23 protein-coding genes are annotated in these 18,768 nt (G+C 68.4%); 12 read left to right on the top strand and 11 right to left on the bottom strand.

Annotated features, from left to right (window positions below; genetic code table 11):
• Positions 1 to 10: 10 nt before the first annotated feature.
• Together iolE and JNJ68_RS17775 are read left to right on the top strand one after the other, a co-directional pair.
• Positions 11 to 904 carry a myo-inosose-2 dehydratase gene (gene iolE / locus JNJ68_RS17780; RefSeq protein WP_294984578.1) on the top strand — a complete coding sequence of 298 codons (894 nt, stop codon included), beginning with the start codon at positions 11 to 13 and terminating at the stop codon, positions 902 to 904.
• A complete protein-coding gene (locus JNJ68_RS17775; protein ID WP_294984575.1) occupies positions 901 to 1,713 on the top strand; it encodes an SDR family oxidoreductase in 813 nt (270 codons plus the stop codon). The genes iolE and JNJ68_RS17775 overlap by 4 nt, the downstream gene beginning before the upstream one ends.
• Here JNJ68_RS17775 and JNJ68_RS17770 read toward each other — a convergent pair.
• On the bottom strand, positions 1,710 to 2,579 hold the full coding sequence (locus JNJ68_RS17770; RefSeq protein WP_294984573.1) for a MurR/RpiR family transcriptional regulator: 870 nt from the start codon (positions 2,577 to 2,579) through the stop codon (positions 1,710 to 1,712). The two genes, JNJ68_RS17775 and JNJ68_RS17770, sit on opposite strands and share 4 nt — an antisense overlap.
• 114 nt (positions 2,580 to 2,693) lie before the next feature.
• Positions 2,694 to 3,560: a hypothetical protein gene (locus JNJ68_RS17765; protein ID WP_294984571.1), complete on the bottom strand. Its 867-nt coding sequence runs from the start codon at positions 3,558 to 3,560 to the stop codon at positions 2,694 to 2,696.
• Positions 3,561 to 3,657: 97 nt separating this feature from the next.
• On the opposite strand from JNJ68_RS17765, the gene JNJ68_RS17760 reads away from it, so the two are divergent.
• Positions 3,658 to 4,224 (top strand): TetR/AcrR family transcriptional regulator, encoded by a 567-nt coding sequence (locus JNJ68_RS17760; RefSeq protein WP_294984568.1) that lies wholly within the window; start codon positions 3,658 to 3,660, stop codon positions 4,222 to 4,224.
• On the opposite strand, the gene JNJ68_RS17755 is transcribed toward JNJ68_RS17760, so the two are convergent.
• Together JNJ68_RS17755 and JNJ68_RS17750 are read right to left on the bottom strand one after the other, a co-directional pair.
• Entirely contained in the window at positions 4,203 to 4,901 is a 699-nt protein-coding gene (locus JNJ68_RS17755) for a hypothetical protein (RefSeq protein WP_294984566.1), read from the bottom strand. The genes JNJ68_RS17760 and JNJ68_RS17755 overlap by 22 nt on opposite strands.
• A gap of 91 nt (positions 4,902 to 4,992) precedes the next feature.
• Positions 4,993 to 5,463, bottom strand: coding sequence for a protein-tyrosine phosphatase family protein (locus tag JNJ68_RS17750; protein ID WP_294984564.1), 471 nt, complete (start codon positions 5,461 to 5,463; stop codon positions 4,993 to 4,995).
• A 74-nt stretch (positions 5,464 to 5,537) separates the two neighbouring features.
• Here JNJ68_RS17750 and JNJ68_RS17745 point away from each other — a divergent pair, with 74 nt between their 5' ends.
• From JNJ68_RS17745 to recR, 4 genes are read left to right on the top strand one after another with little or no spacing between them, the layout of a single operon-like run.
• The gene (locus tag JNJ68_RS17745) at positions 5,538 to 7,289 is read left to right on the top strand and encodes a DNA polymerase III subunit gamma/tau (RefSeq protein ID WP_294984561.1); all 1,752 of its coding nucleotides are present in this window, start codon (positions 5,538 to 5,540) and stop codon (positions 7,287 to 7,289) included.
• A complete protein-coding gene (locus JNJ68_RS17740) occupies positions 7,286 to 7,750 on the top strand; it encodes a GNAT family N-acetyltransferase (RefSeq protein ID WP_294984559.1) in 465 nt (154 codons plus the stop codon). The genes JNJ68_RS17745 and JNJ68_RS17740 overlap by 4 nt, the downstream gene beginning before the upstream one ends.
• Before the next feature lie 54 nt (positions 7,751 to 7,804).
• Positions 7,805 to 8,149, top strand: coding sequence for a YbaB/EbfC family nucleoid-associated protein (locus JNJ68_RS17735; RefSeq protein ID WP_294984557.1), 345 nt, complete (start codon positions 7,805 to 7,807; stop codon positions 8,147 to 8,149).
• A gap of 1 nt (position 8,150) precedes the next feature.
• Positions 8,151 to 8,759: a recombination mediator RecR gene (recR, locus tag JNJ68_RS17730; protein ID WP_294984555.1), complete on the top strand. Its 609-nt coding sequence runs from the start codon at positions 8,151 to 8,153 to the stop codon at positions 8,757 to 8,759.
• A gap of 82 nt (positions 8,760 to 8,841) precedes the next feature.
• Here recR and JNJ68_RS17725 read toward each other — a convergent pair whose 3' ends face one another.
• Genes JNJ68_RS17725 through JNJ68_RS17715 form a run of 3 tightly spaced genes read right to left on the bottom strand, consistent with a single transcriptional unit; the run spans position 8,842 to position 11,254 of the window.
• Positions 8,842 to 9,498, bottom strand: a complete 657-nt coding sequence (locus JNJ68_RS17725) for an HAD family phosphatase (protein WP_294984553.1) — start codon at positions 9,496 to 9,498, stop codon at positions 8,842 to 8,844.
• Complete coding sequence (rsmD, locus tag JNJ68_RS17720; RefSeq protein WP_294984551.1) at positions 9,495 to 10,055, bottom strand: 16S rRNA (guanine(966)-N(2))-methyltransferase RsmD; 561 nt, start codon at positions 10,053 to 10,055, stop codon at positions 9,495 to 9,497. The genes JNJ68_RS17725 and rsmD overlap by 4 nt, the downstream gene beginning before the upstream one ends.
• A complete protein-coding gene (locus tag JNJ68_RS17715) occupies positions 10,052 to 11,254 on the bottom strand; it encodes an FAD-dependent oxidoreductase (protein WP_294984550.1) in 1,203 nt (400 codons plus the stop codon). The genes rsmD and JNJ68_RS17715 overlap by 4 nt, the downstream gene beginning before the upstream one ends.
• Positions 11,255 to 11,342: 88 nt before the next feature.
• Between JNJ68_RS17715 and JNJ68_RS17710 the strand changes: the two genes are divergently transcribed.
• Positions 11,343 to 11,828: a peroxiredoxin gene (locus tag JNJ68_RS17710; protein WP_294984548.1), complete on the top strand. Its 486-nt coding sequence runs from the start codon at positions 11,343 to 11,345 to the stop codon at positions 11,826 to 11,828.
• A gap of 84 nt (positions 11,829 to 11,912) precedes the next feature.
• On the opposite strand, the gene JNJ68_RS17705 is transcribed toward JNJ68_RS17710, so the two are convergent.
• The 4 genes from JNJ68_RS17705 to JNJ68_RS17690 form a co-directional block, all read right to left on the bottom strand.
• Positions 11,913 to 12,278: a hypothetical protein gene (locus tag JNJ68_RS17705; RefSeq protein WP_294984546.1), complete on the bottom strand. Its 366-nt coding sequence runs from the start codon at positions 12,276 to 12,278 to the stop codon at positions 11,913 to 11,915.
• A gap of 10 nt (positions 12,279 to 12,288) precedes the next feature.
• Positions 12,289 to 13,062 carry a DUF6478 family protein gene (locus JNJ68_RS17700; RefSeq protein ID WP_294984543.1) on the bottom strand — a complete coding sequence of 258 codons (774 nt, stop codon included), beginning with the start codon at positions 13,060 to 13,062 and terminating at the stop codon, positions 12,289 to 12,291.
• Positions 13,063 to 13,067: 5 nt separating this feature from the next.
• A complete protein-coding gene (ilvD, locus tag JNJ68_RS17695) occupies positions 13,068 to 14,801 on the bottom strand; it encodes a dihydroxy-acid dehydratase (RefSeq protein ID WP_294984541.1) in 1,734 nt (577 codons plus the stop codon).
• A 76-nt stretch (positions 14,802 to 14,877) separates the two neighbouring features.
• Positions 14,878 to 15,954 (bottom strand): zinc-ribbon domain-containing protein, encoded by a 1,077-nt coding sequence (locus JNJ68_RS17690; RefSeq protein ID WP_294984539.1) that lies wholly within the window; start codon positions 15,952 to 15,954, stop codon positions 14,878 to 14,880.
• Between the two features lie 177 nt (positions 15,955 to 16,131).
• Here JNJ68_RS17690 and JNJ68_RS17685 point away from each other — a divergent pair, with 177 nt between their 5' ends.
• From JNJ68_RS17685 to JNJ68_RS17670, 4 genes are read left to right on the top strand one after another with little or no spacing between them, the layout of a single operon-like run.
• On the top strand, positions 16,132 to 16,803 hold the full coding sequence (locus JNJ68_RS17685) for an ATP-binding cassette domain-containing protein (RefSeq protein WP_294985187.1): 672 nt from the start codon (positions 16,132 to 16,134) through the stop codon (positions 16,801 to 16,803).
• Positions 16,800 to 17,696: a cell division protein FtsX gene (locus JNJ68_RS17680; RefSeq protein WP_294984538.1), complete on the top strand. Its 897-nt coding sequence runs from the start codon at positions 16,800 to 16,802 to the stop codon at positions 17,694 to 17,696. The genes JNJ68_RS17685 and JNJ68_RS17680 overlap by 4 nt, the downstream gene beginning before the upstream one ends.
• Complete coding sequence (locus JNJ68_RS17675) at positions 17,693 to 18,418, top strand: 1-acyl-sn-glycerol-3-phosphate acyltransferase (RefSeq protein WP_294984534.1); 726 nt, start codon at positions 17,693 to 17,695, stop codon at positions 18,416 to 18,418. Before JNJ68_RS17680 ends, JNJ68_RS17675 begins: the two co-directional genes overlap by 4 nt.
• Positions 18,418 to 18,750, top strand: coding sequence for a TfoX/Sxy family protein (locus JNJ68_RS17670; protein ID WP_294984532.1), 333 nt, complete (start codon positions 18,418 to 18,420; stop codon positions 18,748 to 18,750). The genes JNJ68_RS17675 and JNJ68_RS17670 overlap by 1 nt, the downstream gene beginning before the upstream one ends.
• Positions 18,751 to 18,768: the final 18 nt, after the last annotated feature.

Below are 18,768 nucleotides of genomic sequence, written 5' to 3'. Positions count from 1 at the left end.
GTCGAATGAGATGAAAGCGAAACTCGGAATTGCCCCGATCGCCTGGTGGAACGATGACCTGGCGGAACTCAGCGACGACGTGAGCCTGGAGGAATGCCTGCGCCAGGCCGCGGTCGCGGGCTTCACCGGGATGGAAACCGGCCGCCGCTTCCCGATGGACATGGCCGAGCTTGGCCCGATCCTGGCGAAATACGGCATCTCGGTCTGCGGCGGCTGGTTCTCGGGCCTGCTTCTCGACGGCGACATCGAGGTGGAGAAAGAGCGGATCGCGCAGCAGCACGCTTTCTTCAAGGCGGCGGGCGCCCCCTGCATCGTCTATGGCGAAACCGCGCGGTCGGTGCAGGGCGTGAAGTCCGCTCCCCTGGCGACCAAGCCCAAGCTGACCGAGGCCGAGATCGCCGCCTATGGCCGCAAGATCAGCGACTTCGCCGACTGGTGCGCTGCGAACGGCATGCCGCTCAGCTACCATCACCACATGGCCGCCGCCATCGAGACCGAGGCGGAACTGGACCTCTTGATGAAGCATTCCACCGTGCCACTGCTCTTCGACGCGGGCCACATGGCCTTTGCCGGTGGCGACAACCTGCGGGTCATCGACAACCACTGGAGACGCATCACCCATGTCCATACCAAGGACGTCCGGATGCCAGTGATCAACGGGCTGGACCGCACGAAGGAAAGCTTCCTCGACGCGGTGGTGAAAGGTGCTTTCACCGTGCCGGGCGACGGATCGCTGGATTTCGAATCCATCGTCAAGGCGCTGGCCGCGAAGGGCTATGAAGGCTGGTTCGTGGTCGAGGCGGAGCAGGACCCGAAAGTATCTCCTCCGCTGGAGATGGCGAAGAAGGGTCACAAGGAACTCCTGCGCGTGATGGCCGCCGCCGGGTATGAGGTGGCGCAATGAACCGCATGGACGGCAAGGTCTGCGTCGTCACCGGGGCGACTCAAGGTCTGGGCGCGGCCATCGCCCGCAGGCTGGCGGCGGCGGGCGCGAAGGGCGTGGTCATCACCGGCCGCAACGCCGAGCGCGGCGCGCATGTCGCCCGCGAGATCGCCGAGGCGCATGGCATCTGGGCGCATTTCCTGCAGGCCGATTTCTCGAAGGTCGAGGACTGCCGCATAGTCGTGGCCGAAACCGACCGCCTGTTCGGCCGCCTTGACGTGCTGGTGAACGCCGGGGCCTCCACCGCGCGCGGCACGATCCTGGACACCTCGCCCGACACCTTCGACGCGCTCTTCGCCACCAACGTCCGCGGCCCCTATTTCCTGATGCAGGAGGCCATCAAACTGATGATCGCGAAAGGCATCGAGGGCGCAATCTGCAACATAGGCTCGATTTCCGCGCTGGCGGGCCAGCCCTTCATCAACGCCTATTGCGGGTCGAAAGGCGCGCTGACGGTCCTGACCGCGAACACCGCCTTTTCAGTCATGGCCAACCGCATCCGGGTGAACCAGCTGAACGTCGGCTGGATGGCCTCGGACCACGAGCGCGAGATCCAGGCGGAAGGCGGCGATCCCGACTGGGAAGCCAAGGCCGCCGCTGCCCTGCCTTTCGGTCGCCTTGTCGACCCGAATGAAGCGGCCCGGGCGGTGAATTTCCTCGTCTCCGACGACGCCGGGCTGATGACCGGGGCTATCGTCAACTTCGACCAGTCGGTCTGGGGCGCGGTGGCGGGCGGGATGCCGGTTCCGGAGGGGCCGATGCGGCTTTAGGGCCCGGTCACCACCGGAATCCGCGGGGCTGTGGCGTCGGTCTGCAATCGCGCCGCCAGGGCCACGCACAGGGCCTGCGCCAGGCACATCGGCGCGGCGAGGCTGCGGGAGAAGGTGTATTCGTGTTCCGGCACGGCGAACAGAACCTGCGCCAGCTTGGCGTATGGCGAGAGCGTGCTGTCGGTGATCGCCAGGATCGGCACACCCCGAGCCGCCGTCTCCTCGGCGACATTCACCACCTCGGTCGCATAGAAGCGGAATGACACCACGAAAAGAAGGTCGGTCGGTCGCGCCACCTTGGCCATGTGGGTGGCAAGCCCGCCGCTGGCATCCAGAAGCACCGTCCGCTTTCCCAGCATGGTCAGGACGTAGCGCAAGAGATCGACCACCGGCGCCGAGCGCAACTGCCCCAGCAGATAGACCGTGTCGGCGGCTTCCAGAAGTTCGGCTGCCCTGGCCAGACCCGCGGCATCGATGCTGGCCAGAAGCTCCTGCAACGAGGCCACGTCCCGCGCGACGAGATCGGAGAGGAAGCCGAGGTCGCCCTCGCGCGTGCCGCCCAGTTCGGCCTCAAGCGCGCGCACCCTGGCATCGAACCCGGGAGCAGCTGTCGACAACCGGCGCTGGAACACCGCCTGAAGCTCCTTGAACCCCCTGTAGCCCAGAGATTGTGCATAACGCACGAAGCTTGACGCGTGAATCCCGCATCTCGCCCCGATGGCATTGACCGACAGCACCGCCACGTCGTTCGGGTTCTGTGTCAGGTAAAGGGCGATCTTCTGGTACGACTTCGACATATCGTCATACCGGTCATGGATCAGCTTGATCAGGTCTTCGTAGGTTTCGGGCGGCTGGTAACTTGCCATGTGTCCTGTCCGGCGGGCGCGATCCCGTCACTCCAGCATGCCGCAGCAATTCTTGTCAATTGTGTTGCAATGCAGCTTTCGCTGCATTGCAACCTCTGCGCGACGCAGGCAGGGCTAGTCGAGGATCGCCGGCCACAAGACCGCGTTGCGTCTGGTGAAGGGAGGGATATGCCCGATCCGCTCCAGCCCGAAATCGCCGGGCCGCAGGACCTTCTGCTCCTTCATCGCTTCCGGGTACAGCGCCCGCGCGCGCCAGACGGCGTCCGGCGGGACGAGATCGTCGTCGGCCACCGCGATCATCCGCAGCCGCGCCGTCACCCGCGCCGGGTCAGGCAGGGGCAGGGTCCTGCCGACGTCCGACAGGTGCCAGCCCCGCGTGGTGCACCAGCGCCGCCAGTCCTCATAGACCCCGCGCGGCAGGTCGGCGCCAAGGCCCACGAGCCCACCGGGCAGATAGCCCGCGACTCGCGCCAGAGCCCGGACCGGCGGCGACCAGAAGACCCGCGCCTTCCACTGATAGCGCCAGGGATGGTCGGACACATGGGTCAGCCCGGCCCCGATGGTGATCGCGCGGCTGACCCGGCCCATTGCCGGATGCCAGCCCATCCACAGGCCCCCCACCGAATGCCCCAGCACCCAGAGCGGCGTGTCAGGATAGATCCGGGCCAGCGCCGCCAGCGCAGCGCCCTGGTCAAGCCGCCCCCAGTCGGCCAGCGTCGCCCGCGAGGCCCGCATCGGTCCCCGAAGCGAGGCCCCGAAATCCCGGTAGTCATAGGTCAGCACCGCCAGGTCCCGCTCCCGCGCCGCCCATTCGGCGAAGCCCCGATAGTAGCGGGCGGGTGCCCCGGTCGCCCCATGCAGAACCAGCGCCGCGCGCTGGGTGCCCATCGGCCGCACCAACCGCCCGCGCAAGACCGCGCCGTCGCTGCGGATGTCCAGGTCCTCACCGCTGACGCCCACCGGGATCGTTGCATCCAGCATCGCGTGCTCCGTCCATTAGACCGATTGGTCCAGTAACATGATTAGACCAATCGGTCTAGTCTTTTCCGGCAGGGCTCCAGCGCCTATGTTGACCGCCATGACCGACGAACCCACCACCCGCGACCGCCTCGTGACCGCAGCCACGCGCCTTTTCCGGCAGCGGGGCTATGACGGCACCGGCCTGGCAGAGATCCTGTCCGAGGCGGGGGTGCCGAAGGGCTCGCTCTACCATCACTTTCCCGACGGCAAGGCCGACCTCGCCTGTGCCGCCGCCGACTGGACCGCCTCCGAGATCATCCGGGTGATCGACGACAGCTTCCGCGCCGCGCCGGACTGGCGACAGGGGGTCACCACCTTCTGCTACAAGATGGCCAAGCTGTTCGACATCCTGGACAGCGCCGACGCCTGCCCGATCTTCGGCCTTCTCTTCGAAGGCCCCGACCAGGACCGCTTCCGCGCCCAGGCCGAACGCTCCTTCGACCGCATCATCACCGCTGCCGCCAGCCATGGTCAGGCGCTCGGCATCACCGCCGAAGCCGCGCATGAAGCCGCCGAGACCTTCATCATCGGCTTCCAGGGCAGCTGGACCCTCGCCCGCACCCGCCGCAAATCCGACGTCCTGCGCGGCCTGCCCGCCCGGCTTTACGGACCGCTGCCGTCGTAACCATCCGGCTCGATCCCGGATCCCGGCCCTGCGTCCAGTATCTGCCGCACGTCCGGCGTGACATGGTGGACATTCGCCGCAAGCCTGTGCCGCGCAGGCAGGCCAAGCGCATAGTCCGCCCCCGCGAATGCTGCATGCCAAGCCTCGGCGCTGCTTGGCCCGCCGATATCGTCATCGTTCAGAAAGCTCACGAACAGTAGGTCGGCCTCGACGCCGTGCTTTCGCAGCCACCACAGAAACGCCAGCCGGTTGGCATACTGGAAGTAGACTTCCGCCCAGTTCGTTGACGGCCTGACACCCAAATCTTCCTGCACTGCTCGAAAGGCAGCTTCGATCATCCTCCTTGAGACCCAGCTGGCCTTGGTTCCCGGCGAGAAGATTTCCGGCACATGCGCCTTCGCTTCCACCAGCACCGGCCCTCGCTCGGTCAGGCCAAGCGCGTCCCACTGCGGCCCCCGTTTCGGCCAGAAGCCCTTCAGCGCCTCGGACAGATGCGGCAGACCAAGACGTTCCAGAAAAGCGCTATCCCGATACTCCGCAAAGTCATCGTCGCGGCGCGGTGACAGCCACCGGATCGGGGGCAGCTTCGGTGGCTGAAGTAGGTCGGGGCACCGCTGCACCGCCTGCTGTATCCACTTCAGACTCCCCCTCTGCCCCGCCGGCTGGATAACACGCATCGCTTCTTTCCCACCCCACATTCGGGGCAAAATTTGCCGATGTAGTCTCCCCGAAGTCAAGGAAGCCGCGAACTGATCTGCGGCAAGGCCTTTACCATCCGCCCGCCGCCCACGCGAACTGCTCCGGCGTCTCCACCGCGCAGGGCCGCACCTGCCGCAACCGCTCCAACGCGGCCCGAGGCTCCTCTCCCGCCTCGACCATCAGCCGCAAGGCCACCGTCCCCGACCGCCCGCAACCGCCCATGCAATGCACCCAGACCTTGCCGCCCGCGGCCAGCACCCCGCGCACCTGCGCCGCCGCCCCCGGCCATGCCAACAGCGTCTCCCCGGATGGCGCGCCATAGTCGGCAATCGGCAAATGCAGCCACTCCACCCCGGCCGCCGCCAGGTCACCCGGCAACCCCTCGGCCCCCTTCGCCTCCAGTTCCTCCGCCGTCGTCATCGTCAGCACCAACCCCGGCCCCCAGTCCAGCACCTCCGCCAGATCGCGGGCATAGGCCCCGCCCCGCCCCGGCATCGGCCCGATCCCCAGCATTCCCCCGCCGACCGCCAATTCCACCATCACCGTCCCACACCCTTCCCGGTGGACCTTCCGCCCCCCGCACCCTACTCTGGCCCCCGAGTCACGAGGGTTCCATGTCCGACGAGAAAGCCTACCAGGTCCTTGCCCGCAAGTACCGCCCGCAGACCTTTGCCGACCTGATCGGGCAAGAGGCAATGGTCCGCACCCTGAAGAACGCCTTTGCCGCCGACCGGATCGCCCATGCCTTCGTGATGACCGGCGTCCGCGGGGTGGGCAAGACCACCACCGCCCGGATCATCGCCAAGGGGCTGAACTGCGTCGGGCCCGACGGCACCGGCGGGCCGACGACCGAACCCTGCGGCCAATGCGAACCCTGCCGCGCCATCGCCGAAGGCCGCCACGTCGACGTGCTGGAGATGGACGCAGCCTCGCGCACCGGGGTCGGCGACATCCGCGAGATCATCGACTCGGTCCACTACCGGGCGGCCTCCGCACGCTTCAAGGTCTACATCATCGACGAAGTCCACATGCTGTCGACCGCCGCATTCAACGCGCTCCTGAAGACGCTGGAGGAACCCCCGGCGCATGTGAAGTTCATCTTCGCCACCACCGAAATCCGCAAGGTTCCCGTCACCGTCCTGTCCCGCTGCCAGCGCTTCGACCTGAAACGGATCGAGCCGGAAGTCATGATGGCCCACCTCGCGAAAGTGGCCGACCTGGAAGGCGCCAAGCTCGCTCCCGACGCTTTCGCCCTGATCACCCGCGCCGCCGAAGGCTCGGTCCGCGACGCGATGAGCCTGATGGACCAGGCCATCGCCCATGGTGCGGGCGAGACGACCGGCGATCAGGTCCGCGCCATGCTGGGCCTCGCCGACCGGGGCCGCACGCTCGACCTCTTCAACCTGATCATGCAGGGCGACGCGGCGACCGCGCTTTCGGAACTCAGCGCCCAGTATGCCGATGGCGCCGACCCGATGGCCGTCCTGCGCGACCTGGCCGAGATCACGCACTGGATTTCGGTCATCAAGATCAACCCCGCCGCCGCCGAGGACCCGACCACCCCGCCGGACGAACAGACCCGCGGGCAGGACATGGCCAGCCGCCTGCCGATGCGGGCGCTGACCCGGATGTGGCAGATGCTGCTGAAAGCCATCGAGGAGGTGGCGCTGGCCCCCAACGCGATGATGGCCGCCGAGATGGCGGTGATCCGCCTGACCCATGTCGCCGACCTGCCGGACCCGGAAACGCTGGTGAAGAAACTCCAGGACAACCCCCGCCCGCCCGACGGAGGCGGCATCGCCGGAGGTGCGCCCGCCGGTGGCGGCACCGTCCACGCCCCCCGCCTCGCCCCCGTCCATTCTGCCCCCACCCGTGGCCCTACCATGACCGCCACCGCCCCGGCCCTCGCCGAGGGCCAGCTTCAGGTCTATGCCAGCTTCGCCTCCGTCATCGAGCTGATCCGCGCCAAACGCGACATGCTCCTTTTGAACGAGGTGGAAACCGGCCTCCGCCTCGCCCGCTACGCCCCCGGCCGGATCGAATTCGAGCCCGCCCCCGGCGCAAAGGCAGACCTCGCCGCCCGCCTTGGCCAGCGCCTGCAAGGCTGGACTGGCGCGCGCTGGGGGGTCTCGGTCGTTGCCTCTGGCGGGGCGCCCACCATCGCCGAGACCCGCGACAACACCCTTTCCGAAGTTCGCGCCGAGGCCGCCGAGAACCCGCTCGTCCAGGCCATCCTCACTGCCTTCCCCGGCGCCAGGATCAGCGACGTCCGCTCACCCGAGGCCATCACCGCCGAGGCTGCCGAAGCCGCGCTGCCCCAGGCCGAGCCCGAGGCCGACGACGACTGGGACCCGTTCGAGGAATGATCCCGCGCCGGGCCACGCCGACGGATGCCGCCACTCTTGCGCGGCTCAACGCCCATGTGCAGGGCTGGCACGCCGCGCACTACCCCGAAGCCTTCTTCCCGGACCCCGACCTGACGGCGCTGACAGACCACTTCAGGGACCGCCTGTCGGACCCGGCCTGCACCGCCTTCCTCACCGGCGACCCCGCCACCGGCTATGCGCTCTGCACCCTCCAGACCCGCGAGACCTCGGTCTTCTCCCCCGGCTACCGCCGCCTGATGATCGACCACATCGCCGTCGCCCCCGAAGCCCGCCGCCGGGGCCAGGGCCGCGCCCTCCTCGCCGCCGCCCGCCAGCTTGCCCGCGACCTTCAGGCCGATGAAATTCTCCTCGACACCTGGGAAGCGAACCGCGACGCCCATGCCTTCTTCCGCGCCAACGGGTTCGAACCCCGCCGAATGCTGTTCCGCGCCGTGCCGTAAGCTTGCGCCCGGCGCATGCAAGCCGTATCTGATCCGAAACAGAGGGAGAACGACATGCTGAAAGGCCTGGGTGCCCTTGGCGATATGGCCAAGATGATGAAGACCGCGCAGGAAATGCAGGGCAAGCTTGCCGCCCTCCAGGAAGAACTTGGCCGCATCGTCGTGTTGGGCGAGGCCGGTGGCGGCGTCGTCAAGGCGCGGGTGACGGCCAAGGGGGGTGTCACCGGGCTCGACATCGACCCCAGCCTGCTCGACCCCGCGCAGAAGGAAGTGGTCGAGGACCTGATCCTCGCCGCGATCCGCGATGGGCAAATTCGCGGCAATGACCGCGCCCAGGCCGAAATGGCCCGCATCGCCGAGGAAATGGGCCTGCCCCCCGGCATGAGCCTGCCCGGCTGACATGCCCCCGCGTGCCGCCGACGAGACCGGCATCGAGGCGCTGATCGAACTGATGGCCCGGTTGCCCGGCCTCGGACCGCGCTCGGCCCGCCGGGCGGTGCTGGTGCTGCTGAAGAAACGCGCGCAACTGATGGCCCCGCTGGCGCAGGCGCTGGCCGAAGTGGCGCTGGCGGCCAAGGACTGCCGCATCTGCGGCAACATCTCCACCGCCGAGGTCTGCGGCATCTGCGCCGACCCTGCTCGCGCCACCGGCGAGATCTGCGTGGTGGAAGACGTGGCCGACCTCTGGGCCATGGAGCGCGGCCAGGTCTTCCGCGGCCGGTATCATGTTCTGGGCGGCACCCTCTCCGCGCTCGACGCCATCGGTCCCGAGGAACTGGGCATTCCCCGCCTCGTGGCCCGCGTGGGCGAGGAAGCCACCCGAGAGGTCATCCTGGCCCTGAACGCCACCGTCGACGGCCAGACCACCGCGCATTACATCGCCGACGCGCTCTCCGGGTCGCAGGCTCAGATCACTACGCTGGCCCAGGGCGTCCCCATCGGCGGCGAGCTGGACTATCTCGACGACGGCACCATCGGTGCGGCACTTCGGGCCCGGCGCAGGCTGTAACGGCCTTGCTCGTCGATGACTTCGTCATTCCTCGCGGGGGTCACTCCCGACGAGAAGATAAAGTCGCACGAGGAGGCTTCCGCTACAGCCCCAGCAGCTCCGGCAAATCCGCCATCCTGTGGAACAGCGGCACCCCCAGGGCCTTCAGTTGCCGGGCAGTCACGGTGTCCGGCCCATGCGCCGCGAAGCCCATGACCCGCATTCCCGCCGCCAGCCCCGCCCTCGCTCCCGAGGCGCTGTCCTCGATCACCACGCAGGCCTCGGGCCGCGCCCCGCAGGCCCGCGCCGCCGCGAGATAGACATCCGGCGCAGGCTTCGGTGCGCCCATCTCCTGCCCGGACAGAACCGCCTTGAACCGGCCCGGCAGCCCATGCTGGCCCAGGGTGATCTCCATCTTCTCCAGCGACCCGTTCGACCCCATGGCATAGGGAATCCCCGCCCGGTCCAGCCGGTCCAGCGCCCCCGTCACCCCCTCGATCAGCGGCACGCCTTCGGCCAGCATCGCATACATCCGCCGATAGAAATCCGCGACCCAGTCCCCCGGCAGCCGCGCCCCCGCCGCCCGCGCCCGCGCCGCCACCATCTCGACCGTGCCGCCCAGGAACTCCGCCTCGAACCGCTCCAGAGACATCGGCAGGCCGTGCGCCGCCAGATCTTGCAGGAACAGGGCAAATGTTGGCCCTTCACTGTCCACCACCACCCCGTCGCAGTCGAACAGCACGGCGTCCGGGGGGGTCATTTCGGGGCCCTCAGCAGGGTCACGACGGTATCGCCATACCTGCGCTGGTCGACCTGACTGAACCCCTCCGGCACAGCCAGGGCAGCGCTTTCCTCCCAGATCACCACCGCCTCCGGGGCAAGCCATCCACCCTTCAGCGCTGTCGCCAGCGCAATCTCCCCCAGCCCCTTCGCATATGGCGGATCAAGAAAAACAAGCCCATAACCTGCCCCCGGATTCCCCCCCAACCGGGTCGCATCCTGCCGGAGCACCTGCGTCTCGCCTTCGACCCGCATCTTCGCGATGTTCGCCCGGATCAGCGCCAGCGCCTTCGCGCCGTCCTCGACGAAGGTCGCCTGCGCCGCCCCCCGGCTCAGCGCCTCCAGCCCCAGCGCCCCGGTCCCGGCGAAAAGGTCCAGCACCCGCGCGCCCGCGACCGGGTTGCCATGGGCATTGATCAACAGGTTGAAGATCGCCTCGCGCACCCGGTCCGAGGTGGGGCGCAGATGCGCCGCCACGTCGCCCTCGCCCACCTCCGCCAGCTTCAGCCCCCGGCGCGCGCCGCCGATGATCCTCATCCCTTCAGCAGTGCCTTCAGGTCGGCCGCCGTCTCGATCACATCCGGAGCGGGGCTCTTGCCCATCTCGATCAGCCGCTTGCCCACCATATAGGCGCGGCTGTCGTTCATCGCATCCACCGCCAGCAGGTCAGCCCCCCGGTAGTACCAGAAGCTCGCCGCATCGCCCTCGCCCTTGCGCGTCACGATCCGGTCGTAGCCGCTGTTCAGCCCGGCGATCTGGAGCTTCAGGTCATACTGGTCCGACCAGAACCAGGGCTTCGCCCGATAGGGCTCCCCGGCCCCCATGATGTTCGCCGCCACCGCCTCGGCCTGGTCGATGGCATTGCCGACCGATTCCAGCCGGATGCGCCCGCCCTTCCAGGGGAAGGACGCGCAGTCCCCCGCCGACCAGATCGCCGGGTCCGAGGTCCGGCCCAACTCATCGGTGGCGATGCCGTTGTCCAGGGCCAGCCCCGCCGCCTCGGCCAGGTGGGTGTTCGGAGTGATCCCCACGCCCACGATCACGAAATCCGCCGGCAGCATCCGCCCGTCCTTGAGCGCCACGCCCTCCACCCGGTCGTCGCCCACCAGCCGGTCAAGGCCCGTGGACTCCAGCACCTTCACCCCATGCGACTGGTGCAGCGCGCGGACATAGTCCGAGGTCTCGGGCGAGGCCACCCGTTGCAGGATGCGCGGCGCCATTTCCAGCACCGTCACGTCCAGCCCCAGCTTCGCAGCCACCGCCGCCGCCTCCAGCCCGATATAGCCGCCGCCGACGATGATCACCCGGCGACCCGGCCGGAACTCGGCCCGCATCGCATCGACATCCGCCAGCGTCCGCACCGTATAGACGCCGTCCAGCGACCCACCGATGGCCGCAGGCAACCGCCGCGGGGTCGATCCCGTGGTCAGCGCCAGATGGTCGTACTCCAGCACCTCGCCGCCCACGGTCACGGTCTTCGCCACCGGATCGAGGTCCGTCACCGCCTGCCCCAGCCGCAGCTCCACGCCGTGCTCCGCCCAGAACTCTGGCGCGCGCAGCCAGAGCCGGTCTTCCTCCATATCGCCCAGGAGATAAGCCTTCGACAGCGGCGGGCGCTGGTAGGGCGGTGCCGGTTCGTCGCCCAGTATCACGATGTCGCCCGCATGGCCGAGGGTCCGCAGCTTCGCGGCCAGGGCCGCACCTGCCTGCCCGGCACCCACGATCACCACCCGCATTCCGCATCCCCCTCTGGCATGTTTCGCGTGGGACCCTATAACCCTTTCAAAGCAAGGCGCAACGCGCGATGAAGAAGGAATTCCCTCAATGACGATCGCAACCGGCTCCCGACTGCCCGAAGCCACCCTCCTGAAGATGGGCGAGAACGGCGCCGAAGCGGTGACGCTGGCCGACCGGCTGAAGGGCCGCAAGGTGGTGATCTTCGGCCTGCCAGGCGCCTATACCGGCACCTGCTCCACCGCGCATGTGCCAAGCTTCATGCGCACCGCAAAGGCCTTCGCCGACAAGGGCGTGGACGAGATCATCTGCGTCTCGGTCAACGATCCCTTCGTGATGAAGGCCTGGGGCGAGGCGACCGGGGCCACCGCCGCCGGAATCACGATGCTGGGCGATGCCGACGGAAGCTTCACCAAGGCGCTCGGCCTGAGCTTCGACGTGCAGCACCTGGGCTTCTTCGGTCGGTCGAAACGCTATTCGCTTCTGGCCGAGGACGGCATGGTGACGCGGTTCAACCCGGAAACCGGCTCGGGCTGCGAGATTTCGGCGGGCGAACACCTTCTGTCGCAGCTCTGACGGGAGGCTCGTCGTCGGCTTCGCCGCTCCTCGCTGGGAAAGCCCCTCCGAGGAGAAGACGAAGTCGCACGGCGAGGCCCGAGTTCACCCCTCCCGCGCGTGCCGCTGAAAGGCCCGCTTCAACAGGTCCAGCTCGGCCCGCAAGAGGCTCAGCTCGGCGCGGATGTCTTCGTCCAGCACCTGTCCGGCGACCAGAGTGACCTGCGCCAGCGTCTCCCCGCCGGACTGCACCAGGATCGTCTGCACGCCTTCGTTCAACGCCCAGTCCGGGATCGGCACCCGCACCGCAAAACGCCCCGCCTTGCCGGTCACGGGCCGGACCTCCACGCCCTCGACCGCCCGGCCCGCATGCAGCGCCTCGATCACCGGGGCCGCGCCAGAGCCGGTCGCAACCGCTTCCCAGACCCCGCCCGCGATCCGGCCCTGCTCGATCTTCAACCCTGCGGTCATCGTCTTCCCCTCAAAGCTCGGCGCGCGGGCGGCGGCTGACCACCAGATCGCGGATCACGATCCGGCTCATGCCCGCATCGTTCAGGATCAGGTCCAGCCAGGCGCGCTCGATCCGCCTGTCGTTCAGCCCGGCATAGGCCAGGTCGAACTCCGCCAGCTTCTCGCGGCCCTGCTCCGGCAGGCTGCTGACAGGCTGCGCCAGGTTGGGCCCATGCTTGATGTTCAGCCGGGTGAAGGCCTTCGCCGGGCGGTCGCAGTCTATGACCAGCTCGGCCCGCAGCAGATGCCGCGCCTTCAGCCCCTCGACCGCCGCCTCGGGCAGGTTCAGCGCCAGCGACAGGAAGCTGCCCTTGAAGCCGAAGACGTCGATGGCCAACCCGTAGGGCGCACGATCCTCGGGACGGTCGTTCCTGACCTGCCGTACCACCACCTCGCCCAGCGGGCAGTCGTGATAAAGCGCCACGCCTTCCCCCAGCGCCGTGCGATCGGTGGAGGCCACAGCACCGGGGTCGGGCAGCGCCCCGCGCCAGAGGTCGGGGCGCCAGGACCAGTCGGTGCCCAGCGGCATCTGCGCCAGGCCCGCGCTCAAGGGTGGCACCGCCAGTCGCGCATCCGCCGCCTGCATCACCCGGTCCAGCTGCCGCCGCATCCCCCGCGCCTCGGACCGCAAGGCGCGCAGCTCATGGCTTTCCAGCTCCGGCGCCGTCTCGGCCAGCCGTGCCCAGCGCGCTTCGGTCCGGCGTTGATGCCAGCCCTGCACGGCGCGGGCGATGCGGCTGGCCATCGGCCTTACTGGTCCATGTAGACGTGGCTTTCCGCCTTCGCCCCCGGATGCGTCACCGCCCCCCAGCGCGCGCCGCCGACCAGTTTCGCGAACTTGTGCACCGCGCCAGAGGTGTATTGAGTCCTGCGCGGCCCTTTCCATTCGGCCTTGCGCCTGGCCAGTTCCTCGTCCGACAGCGCCACCGACAGCTCGCCGGTCAGCGCGTTCAGGCTGATCACGTCGCCGTTCTTGAGAAGAGCAATCGGCCCGCCATGCGCCGCCTCCGGCCCGACGTGGCCGACGCAGAAGCCCCGCGTCGCGCCAGAGAAGCGGCCATCGGTGATCAGCGCCACCTTCTTGCCCATGCCCTGACCAGAGAGGGCCGCCGTGGTCGCCAGCATCTCGCGCATTCCGGGCCCTCCCGCCGGGCCCTCGTTGCGGATGACGATGACCTCGCCTTCCTTGTAGCCGCGGCTCTTCACCGCCTCGAACGCGTCTTCCTCGCATTCGAAGACGCGGGCGGGGCCGGAGAACACCTGCTCGGCCTCGGTCATCCCGGCGACCTTCACGATGGCCCCGTCGGGCGCGAGGTTGCCCTTCAGGCTGACGACGCCGCCGGTCTTGGTGATGGGCGAGTTGATGTGGTAGATCACCCGGCCATCCGCCTCACCGCGGATTTCGTCCAGGCTTTCGCCCAGGGTCTTGCCACTCGCGGTGATGCAGTCGAGGTGCAAAAGCCCCTCGCGCGCCAGTTCCTTCATCACGACAGCCACGCCGCCCACCTCATGCAGGTCCTTGGCGACGTATTTCCCGCCGGGTCGCAGGTCGACGAAATAGGGCGTATCCTTCATGATCTTGGCCACGTCGAACAGGTCAAAGTCGATCCCCGCCTCGTTCGCCAGCGCCGGCAGGTGCAAGGCAGCATTGGTCGACCCGCCGGTGCAGCCTACAACCCGCGCCGCGTTCTCCAGCGCCTTCAGCGTCACGATATCCCGCGCACGGATGTTCTTCTCGATCAGGTTCATCACCGCCACACCCGACGCCTCGCCATACTGGTCGCGGCTTTCATAGGGTGCGGGGGCAGAGGAGGAATTCAGCAGCGCCAGCCCGATCGCCTCGGACACGCAGGCCATGGTGTTCGCCGTATACTGCGCACCGCAGGCGCCAGAGGACGGGCAGGCGACACGCTCCATGATCTCCAGTTCCGCATCCGACAGGTTCCCGGCCTGGTGCTTGCCCACTGCCTCGAACATATCCTGCACAGTCAGGTCCTGGCCGTTGTAGCGACCCGGCAGGATCGACCCGCCATAGATGAAGACTGACGGCACGTTCAGCCGCACCATCGCCATCATCATCCCCGGCAGCGACTTGTCGCAGCCCGCCAGCCCGACGATGGCGTCATAGCAATGCCCGCGCATCGTCAGCTCCACCGTGTCGGCGATGGCATCCCGCGACGCCAGGGACGAGCGCATCCCCTCATGTCCCATCGCGATGCCGTCGGTCACGGTGATCGTCGTGAACTCACGCGGGGTGCCGCCGCCCTTCTTCACGCCCTGCTTCACGATCTGCGCCTGACGGTTCAGCGCGATGTTGCAGGGGGCCGCCTCGTTCCAGCAGGTCGCCACGCCCACCCAGGGCTGGTGGATCTCTTCCTCGGTGATCCCCATCGCGTAGAAATAGCTGCGATGCGGGGCGCGCGCCGGGCCTTCGGTGACATGGCGGCTGGGAAGCTTCGACTTGTCGAAACGCTGGTTGGTCATGGCGGCTCCTTGCGGGAATTGGCTTGGCCGCAAGGGATAAAGGCCCGCCCGGTCAGGGGCAAGCCGATTTGGGCCGTCAGTCGCCGTTGATCGCGACGGTCGCGCTCTGCATCAGCCCGTCCAGATGCAGGCGCAGGCTGTCGACGAAGCCGACATAGGCCTTCAGCGGCCCGGCCAGCGCGGGCACGGCCTGCGCCAGCGAATCCGCCGCACCATAGATCGCCGAGCCCAGGATCGCGACCGTCAGCACCAGAAGGAAGCCGCTGCGGAAACTGCTCCGCCGCTCGGCGACGACGGGCAGCGGATCGGCGCCCTCGCTCTCTTCTGCCGCCGCCTCTGCCGGGCGCAGGGTCGAGTTGATCTCCTCGACATCCGGCAGCCGCGTGCGCCGGGCGGCCAGCTTGTCCTCGCTCTCCGTATCGACGGCAGCCGGGACAGCAGGCATGGGCGCCTTCACCGCGGCCGGAATAGCCGCCTCGATGCCAAGGTCGGTCTGGGTTTCCAGCGGTTTCGCCGCTTCCGCGCGTCGGGCCCGGGCTTCGCGCTCGGCCTCCTCGCGCAGGATGGCAAGCACGGATTCGTCCACCGCATAGGCCGCAGGCGCGGCCGCAGCGCCCAGGACCGGTGCCCCGACTTCGGCCTGCCCGTCCTCGGATACCTCCTCGGCATCCGCCCCTTCGACTGTCTCGCTTACCGCCGCCGCGACTTCGGCCTCCACGGCCGGGGCTTCCGCCTCGGCGACCGTTTCCACAGCCGCTTCGACCACCGCCGCGCTTTCTTCCGCCGCCGCCTCGACCGTCTCCGGCGCAACCTCCTCCGCCGCGACCGATGGTTCGCTTGCCACCTCAGCCACCACGTCCTCAGCCACGACCGGGACTTCCGCAACAACCTCGGCCACCACCTCGGCAGCGGGCTCAGGCTCCGGCTCGATCACGGGCTCCGGCTCGATCACGGGCGCGGGCTCCGGCACACTCTCTTCAACCGCCGCAGGTGGTACGACCGGCGGCACCGCCGGTTCCGCCCCCCCGGCGCGCGGGCGCATCTGATACCAGGCATGGCCGCAATTCGCGCATTGCACGTCGCGCCCGGTTTCCGGGATCGCGTCCTCGGGGACCTCGTATTTCGCCTCACAGTTCGGGCAAACCAACCGCATTTTCGTCCCTCAACGCCTGTTTTCCGGCTGCTCGGCCAAGTTGTAATCCCAAATTCCAGTCGTTCCAAGGGTTTGTCGCGTGCCCTTGTGCAATCGTTTCACCCTGTGCGATGGAAAGCGCAGTGGCGGCGGCAGTGCGCCGACCGTACCATCGGGCCGGGGCAGCGAGGAATGAGCGTGATCAGCTTTGAAAACGTGGCCTACAGCTATGGCGGGGGCGAGCTTCTGTCGGATGTCTCGCTCAAGCTGGCGCCGGGGTCGTTCCACTTCCTGACCGGCCCCTCGGGCGCGGGCAAGTCGACCTTCCTGAAGCTCGCCTATGCCGAGCTGCTTCCCAGCTCAGGCCGCGTCACCCTCTTCGACAACGACGTGACGAAGCTTTCCCGCGATGACGTGGCCCGCACCCGCCGCCGGATCGGCATCGTGCACCAGGACTGCAAGTTCCTCGACCACATGACGCTGGCCGCCAACATGGCGCTGCCCTTCACCGTCTCCGACCGCGAGAGCGATGCGCAGGACATGGACGATCTTCTGTCCTGGGTCGGCCTGAAGCACCTCGCCGACGCGCTGCCGCCGCAGATGTCGGGCGGCGAACGCCAGCGCGCCGCCCTGGCCCGCGCCGTCATCGTCGACCCCGACGTGATCCTCGCGGACGAGCCCACCGGCAACGTCGACTGGGAGATGTCGCTCCGCATCCTCACCCTGCTGGTCGAGCTGAACAAGATGGGCAAGACCATCCTCGTTGCCACCCACGACCTGAACCTGATCCGCCAGGCCAAGGCGCAGATTCAGGCGCGTGTGCTGCGCATCGCCAAACACCGCGTCCAGCTTGCGGGGGCTGACCTGTGAAGTTCCCCAAGGCCAAACCCGCCAGCCCCGCCACCCGCGCGCTTGAAGTCGTCCCGCCCTCCGGCCCCACCGCCTGGCTCACCACCTTCACCGCCGGCGCGATGACCTTCCTCTGCGTCTTCGCGCTTGCCCTCTCCCTCGCCTCCGGCCGCCTGGCGACCCGCTGGTCCGAGGCACTGGCGAAGACCGCCACCATCCGGCTGTCGGCCCCGGTGGAACAGGTGCAGATCCAGACCGACGCGATCCTCGCCACGCTCGCCACCACCCCCGGCATCGCCAGCTACCGGCTGATCGACGATGCCGAGACGAAGAAGCTTCTCGAACCCTGGTTCGGCCCCGGCCTGCCCATCGAGGCCCTGCCGATCCCCCGCCTGATCGAGGTGGTCGAGGCCGACCCGCCCTATGATGCCGAAGGCCTGAAACAGCGCCTGACGGCCGAGGCCCCCGGCGCGGTCCTCGACGACCACACCCGCTGGCGCCGCCCCTTGGCCGAAGCGGCCTCCCGCATCCGCCTGCTCGGCGTCCTCTCCATCGCGCTGATCGGGGCGACGATGGCCGCGATGATCACCCTTGCCGCCCGTGCCGCGCTGGCGACCAATGCCGAGGTGATCCGCGTCCTGCGCCTTGTCGGCGCCAAGGACAGCTACATCGCCCGCGCCTTCGTCCGCCGCTTCACGCTGCGCACCCTGACCGGGGCCGCCGTGGGCGCCGCCGCCGGGCTGGTCGGCGTCGCCGCACTACCCGCCGCCGATGCCGCCGGGGGGTTCCTGACCGGCCTCGGGTTTTCCGGCACCGGCTGGCTCTGGCCCTTTGCCCTGCCCCCCCTCGCTGCTATCGTGGCCTTCCTCGCCACCCGCCGCGCCGCCTTCCAGAAACTCAAAGAGCTGACATGACCCCGATCCGCTGGTTTCTGTCGCTGGTGTTCATCATCCAGATGTATCTGGCGATGGCCGTCATCGCCGTGGTCTTCGCCCCCTGGGCGCTCGTGTCCCGCCACGGCGCGCGCGTCGCCTGCAAGACCTTCTGCCGTTGGGTGATCTTCTCGCTCCGCGTCCTGACCGGCCTGAAATCCGAGGTTCGCGGCACCCCCCCGGCTGGCGAGGCGCTGATCGCCGCCAAGCACCAGAGCTTCCTCGACATCATCCTGATCTTCAACGCCGTCCCGGCGGGCAAGTTCATCATGAAGCGCGAGCTGATGTTTGCCCCCTTCCTCGGCCAATACGCGCTGCGGATCGGCTGCGTCCCCGTTGACCGGGGCAAGCGCGGCGCGGCCATCGCCCGGATGAAGGCCGACGTGGCGGCGGGCGCCGCGGAACCGGGACAGCTGATCATCTATCCGCAAGGCACGCGCGTCGCCCCCGGCGCGACAAAGGCCTACAAGGTGGGCACCGGGCTGCTTTACGAACAGCTCGCCCAGCCCTGCCATCCCGTTGCCGCCAACGTCGGGCTGTTCTGGCCCAAGCGCGGCATCCTGCGCAAACCCGGCCTTGCGGTGGTGGAATTCCTGGATCCCATCGCGCCCGGCCTGCCGGTGGCCGAGTTCATGACTCGTCTGGAATCCAAGGTCGAAGACCACTCCAACCGACTGATGGCCGAGGCCGGGTTCAAGGCCTGATGGGCAGTCGCGCCGAAAGCCTTGCCCCTGTGCTCGACTGCCTGTCGGCCCTGCCGCTGACGCACCGCCGGATGATGGGGGAATATGTCCTCTACCTCGACGGCAAGGTGGTGGCGGTCATCGGCGACGACCGGCTCTGGCTGAAGCCCACGCCCGGCGGGCTGGCCGCCCTGCCCGACTGCCCGCGCGAGGCGCCCTTCCCCGGCGCGAAGGACTGGATTGCCGCCGACAGCCTGCTGGACGAGCCCGACCGCCTGATCCCCGCCCTCCGCGCCATCGCCGCGGACCTTCCGGCCCCGAAACCGAAGAAGCCAAGGAAGCCGAAAGCCTGACCCGAAACGTTCCTTATA

The organism is Tabrizicola sp., assembly GCF_016793705.1.
Taxonomy (GTDB): domain Bacteria; phylum Pseudomonadota; class Alphaproteobacteria; order Rhodobacterales; family Rhodobacteraceae; genus Tabrizicola.
Note: the sequence above shows the minus strand (reverse complement) of the source record. Positions and strands in the feature narration are given on the sequence as shown.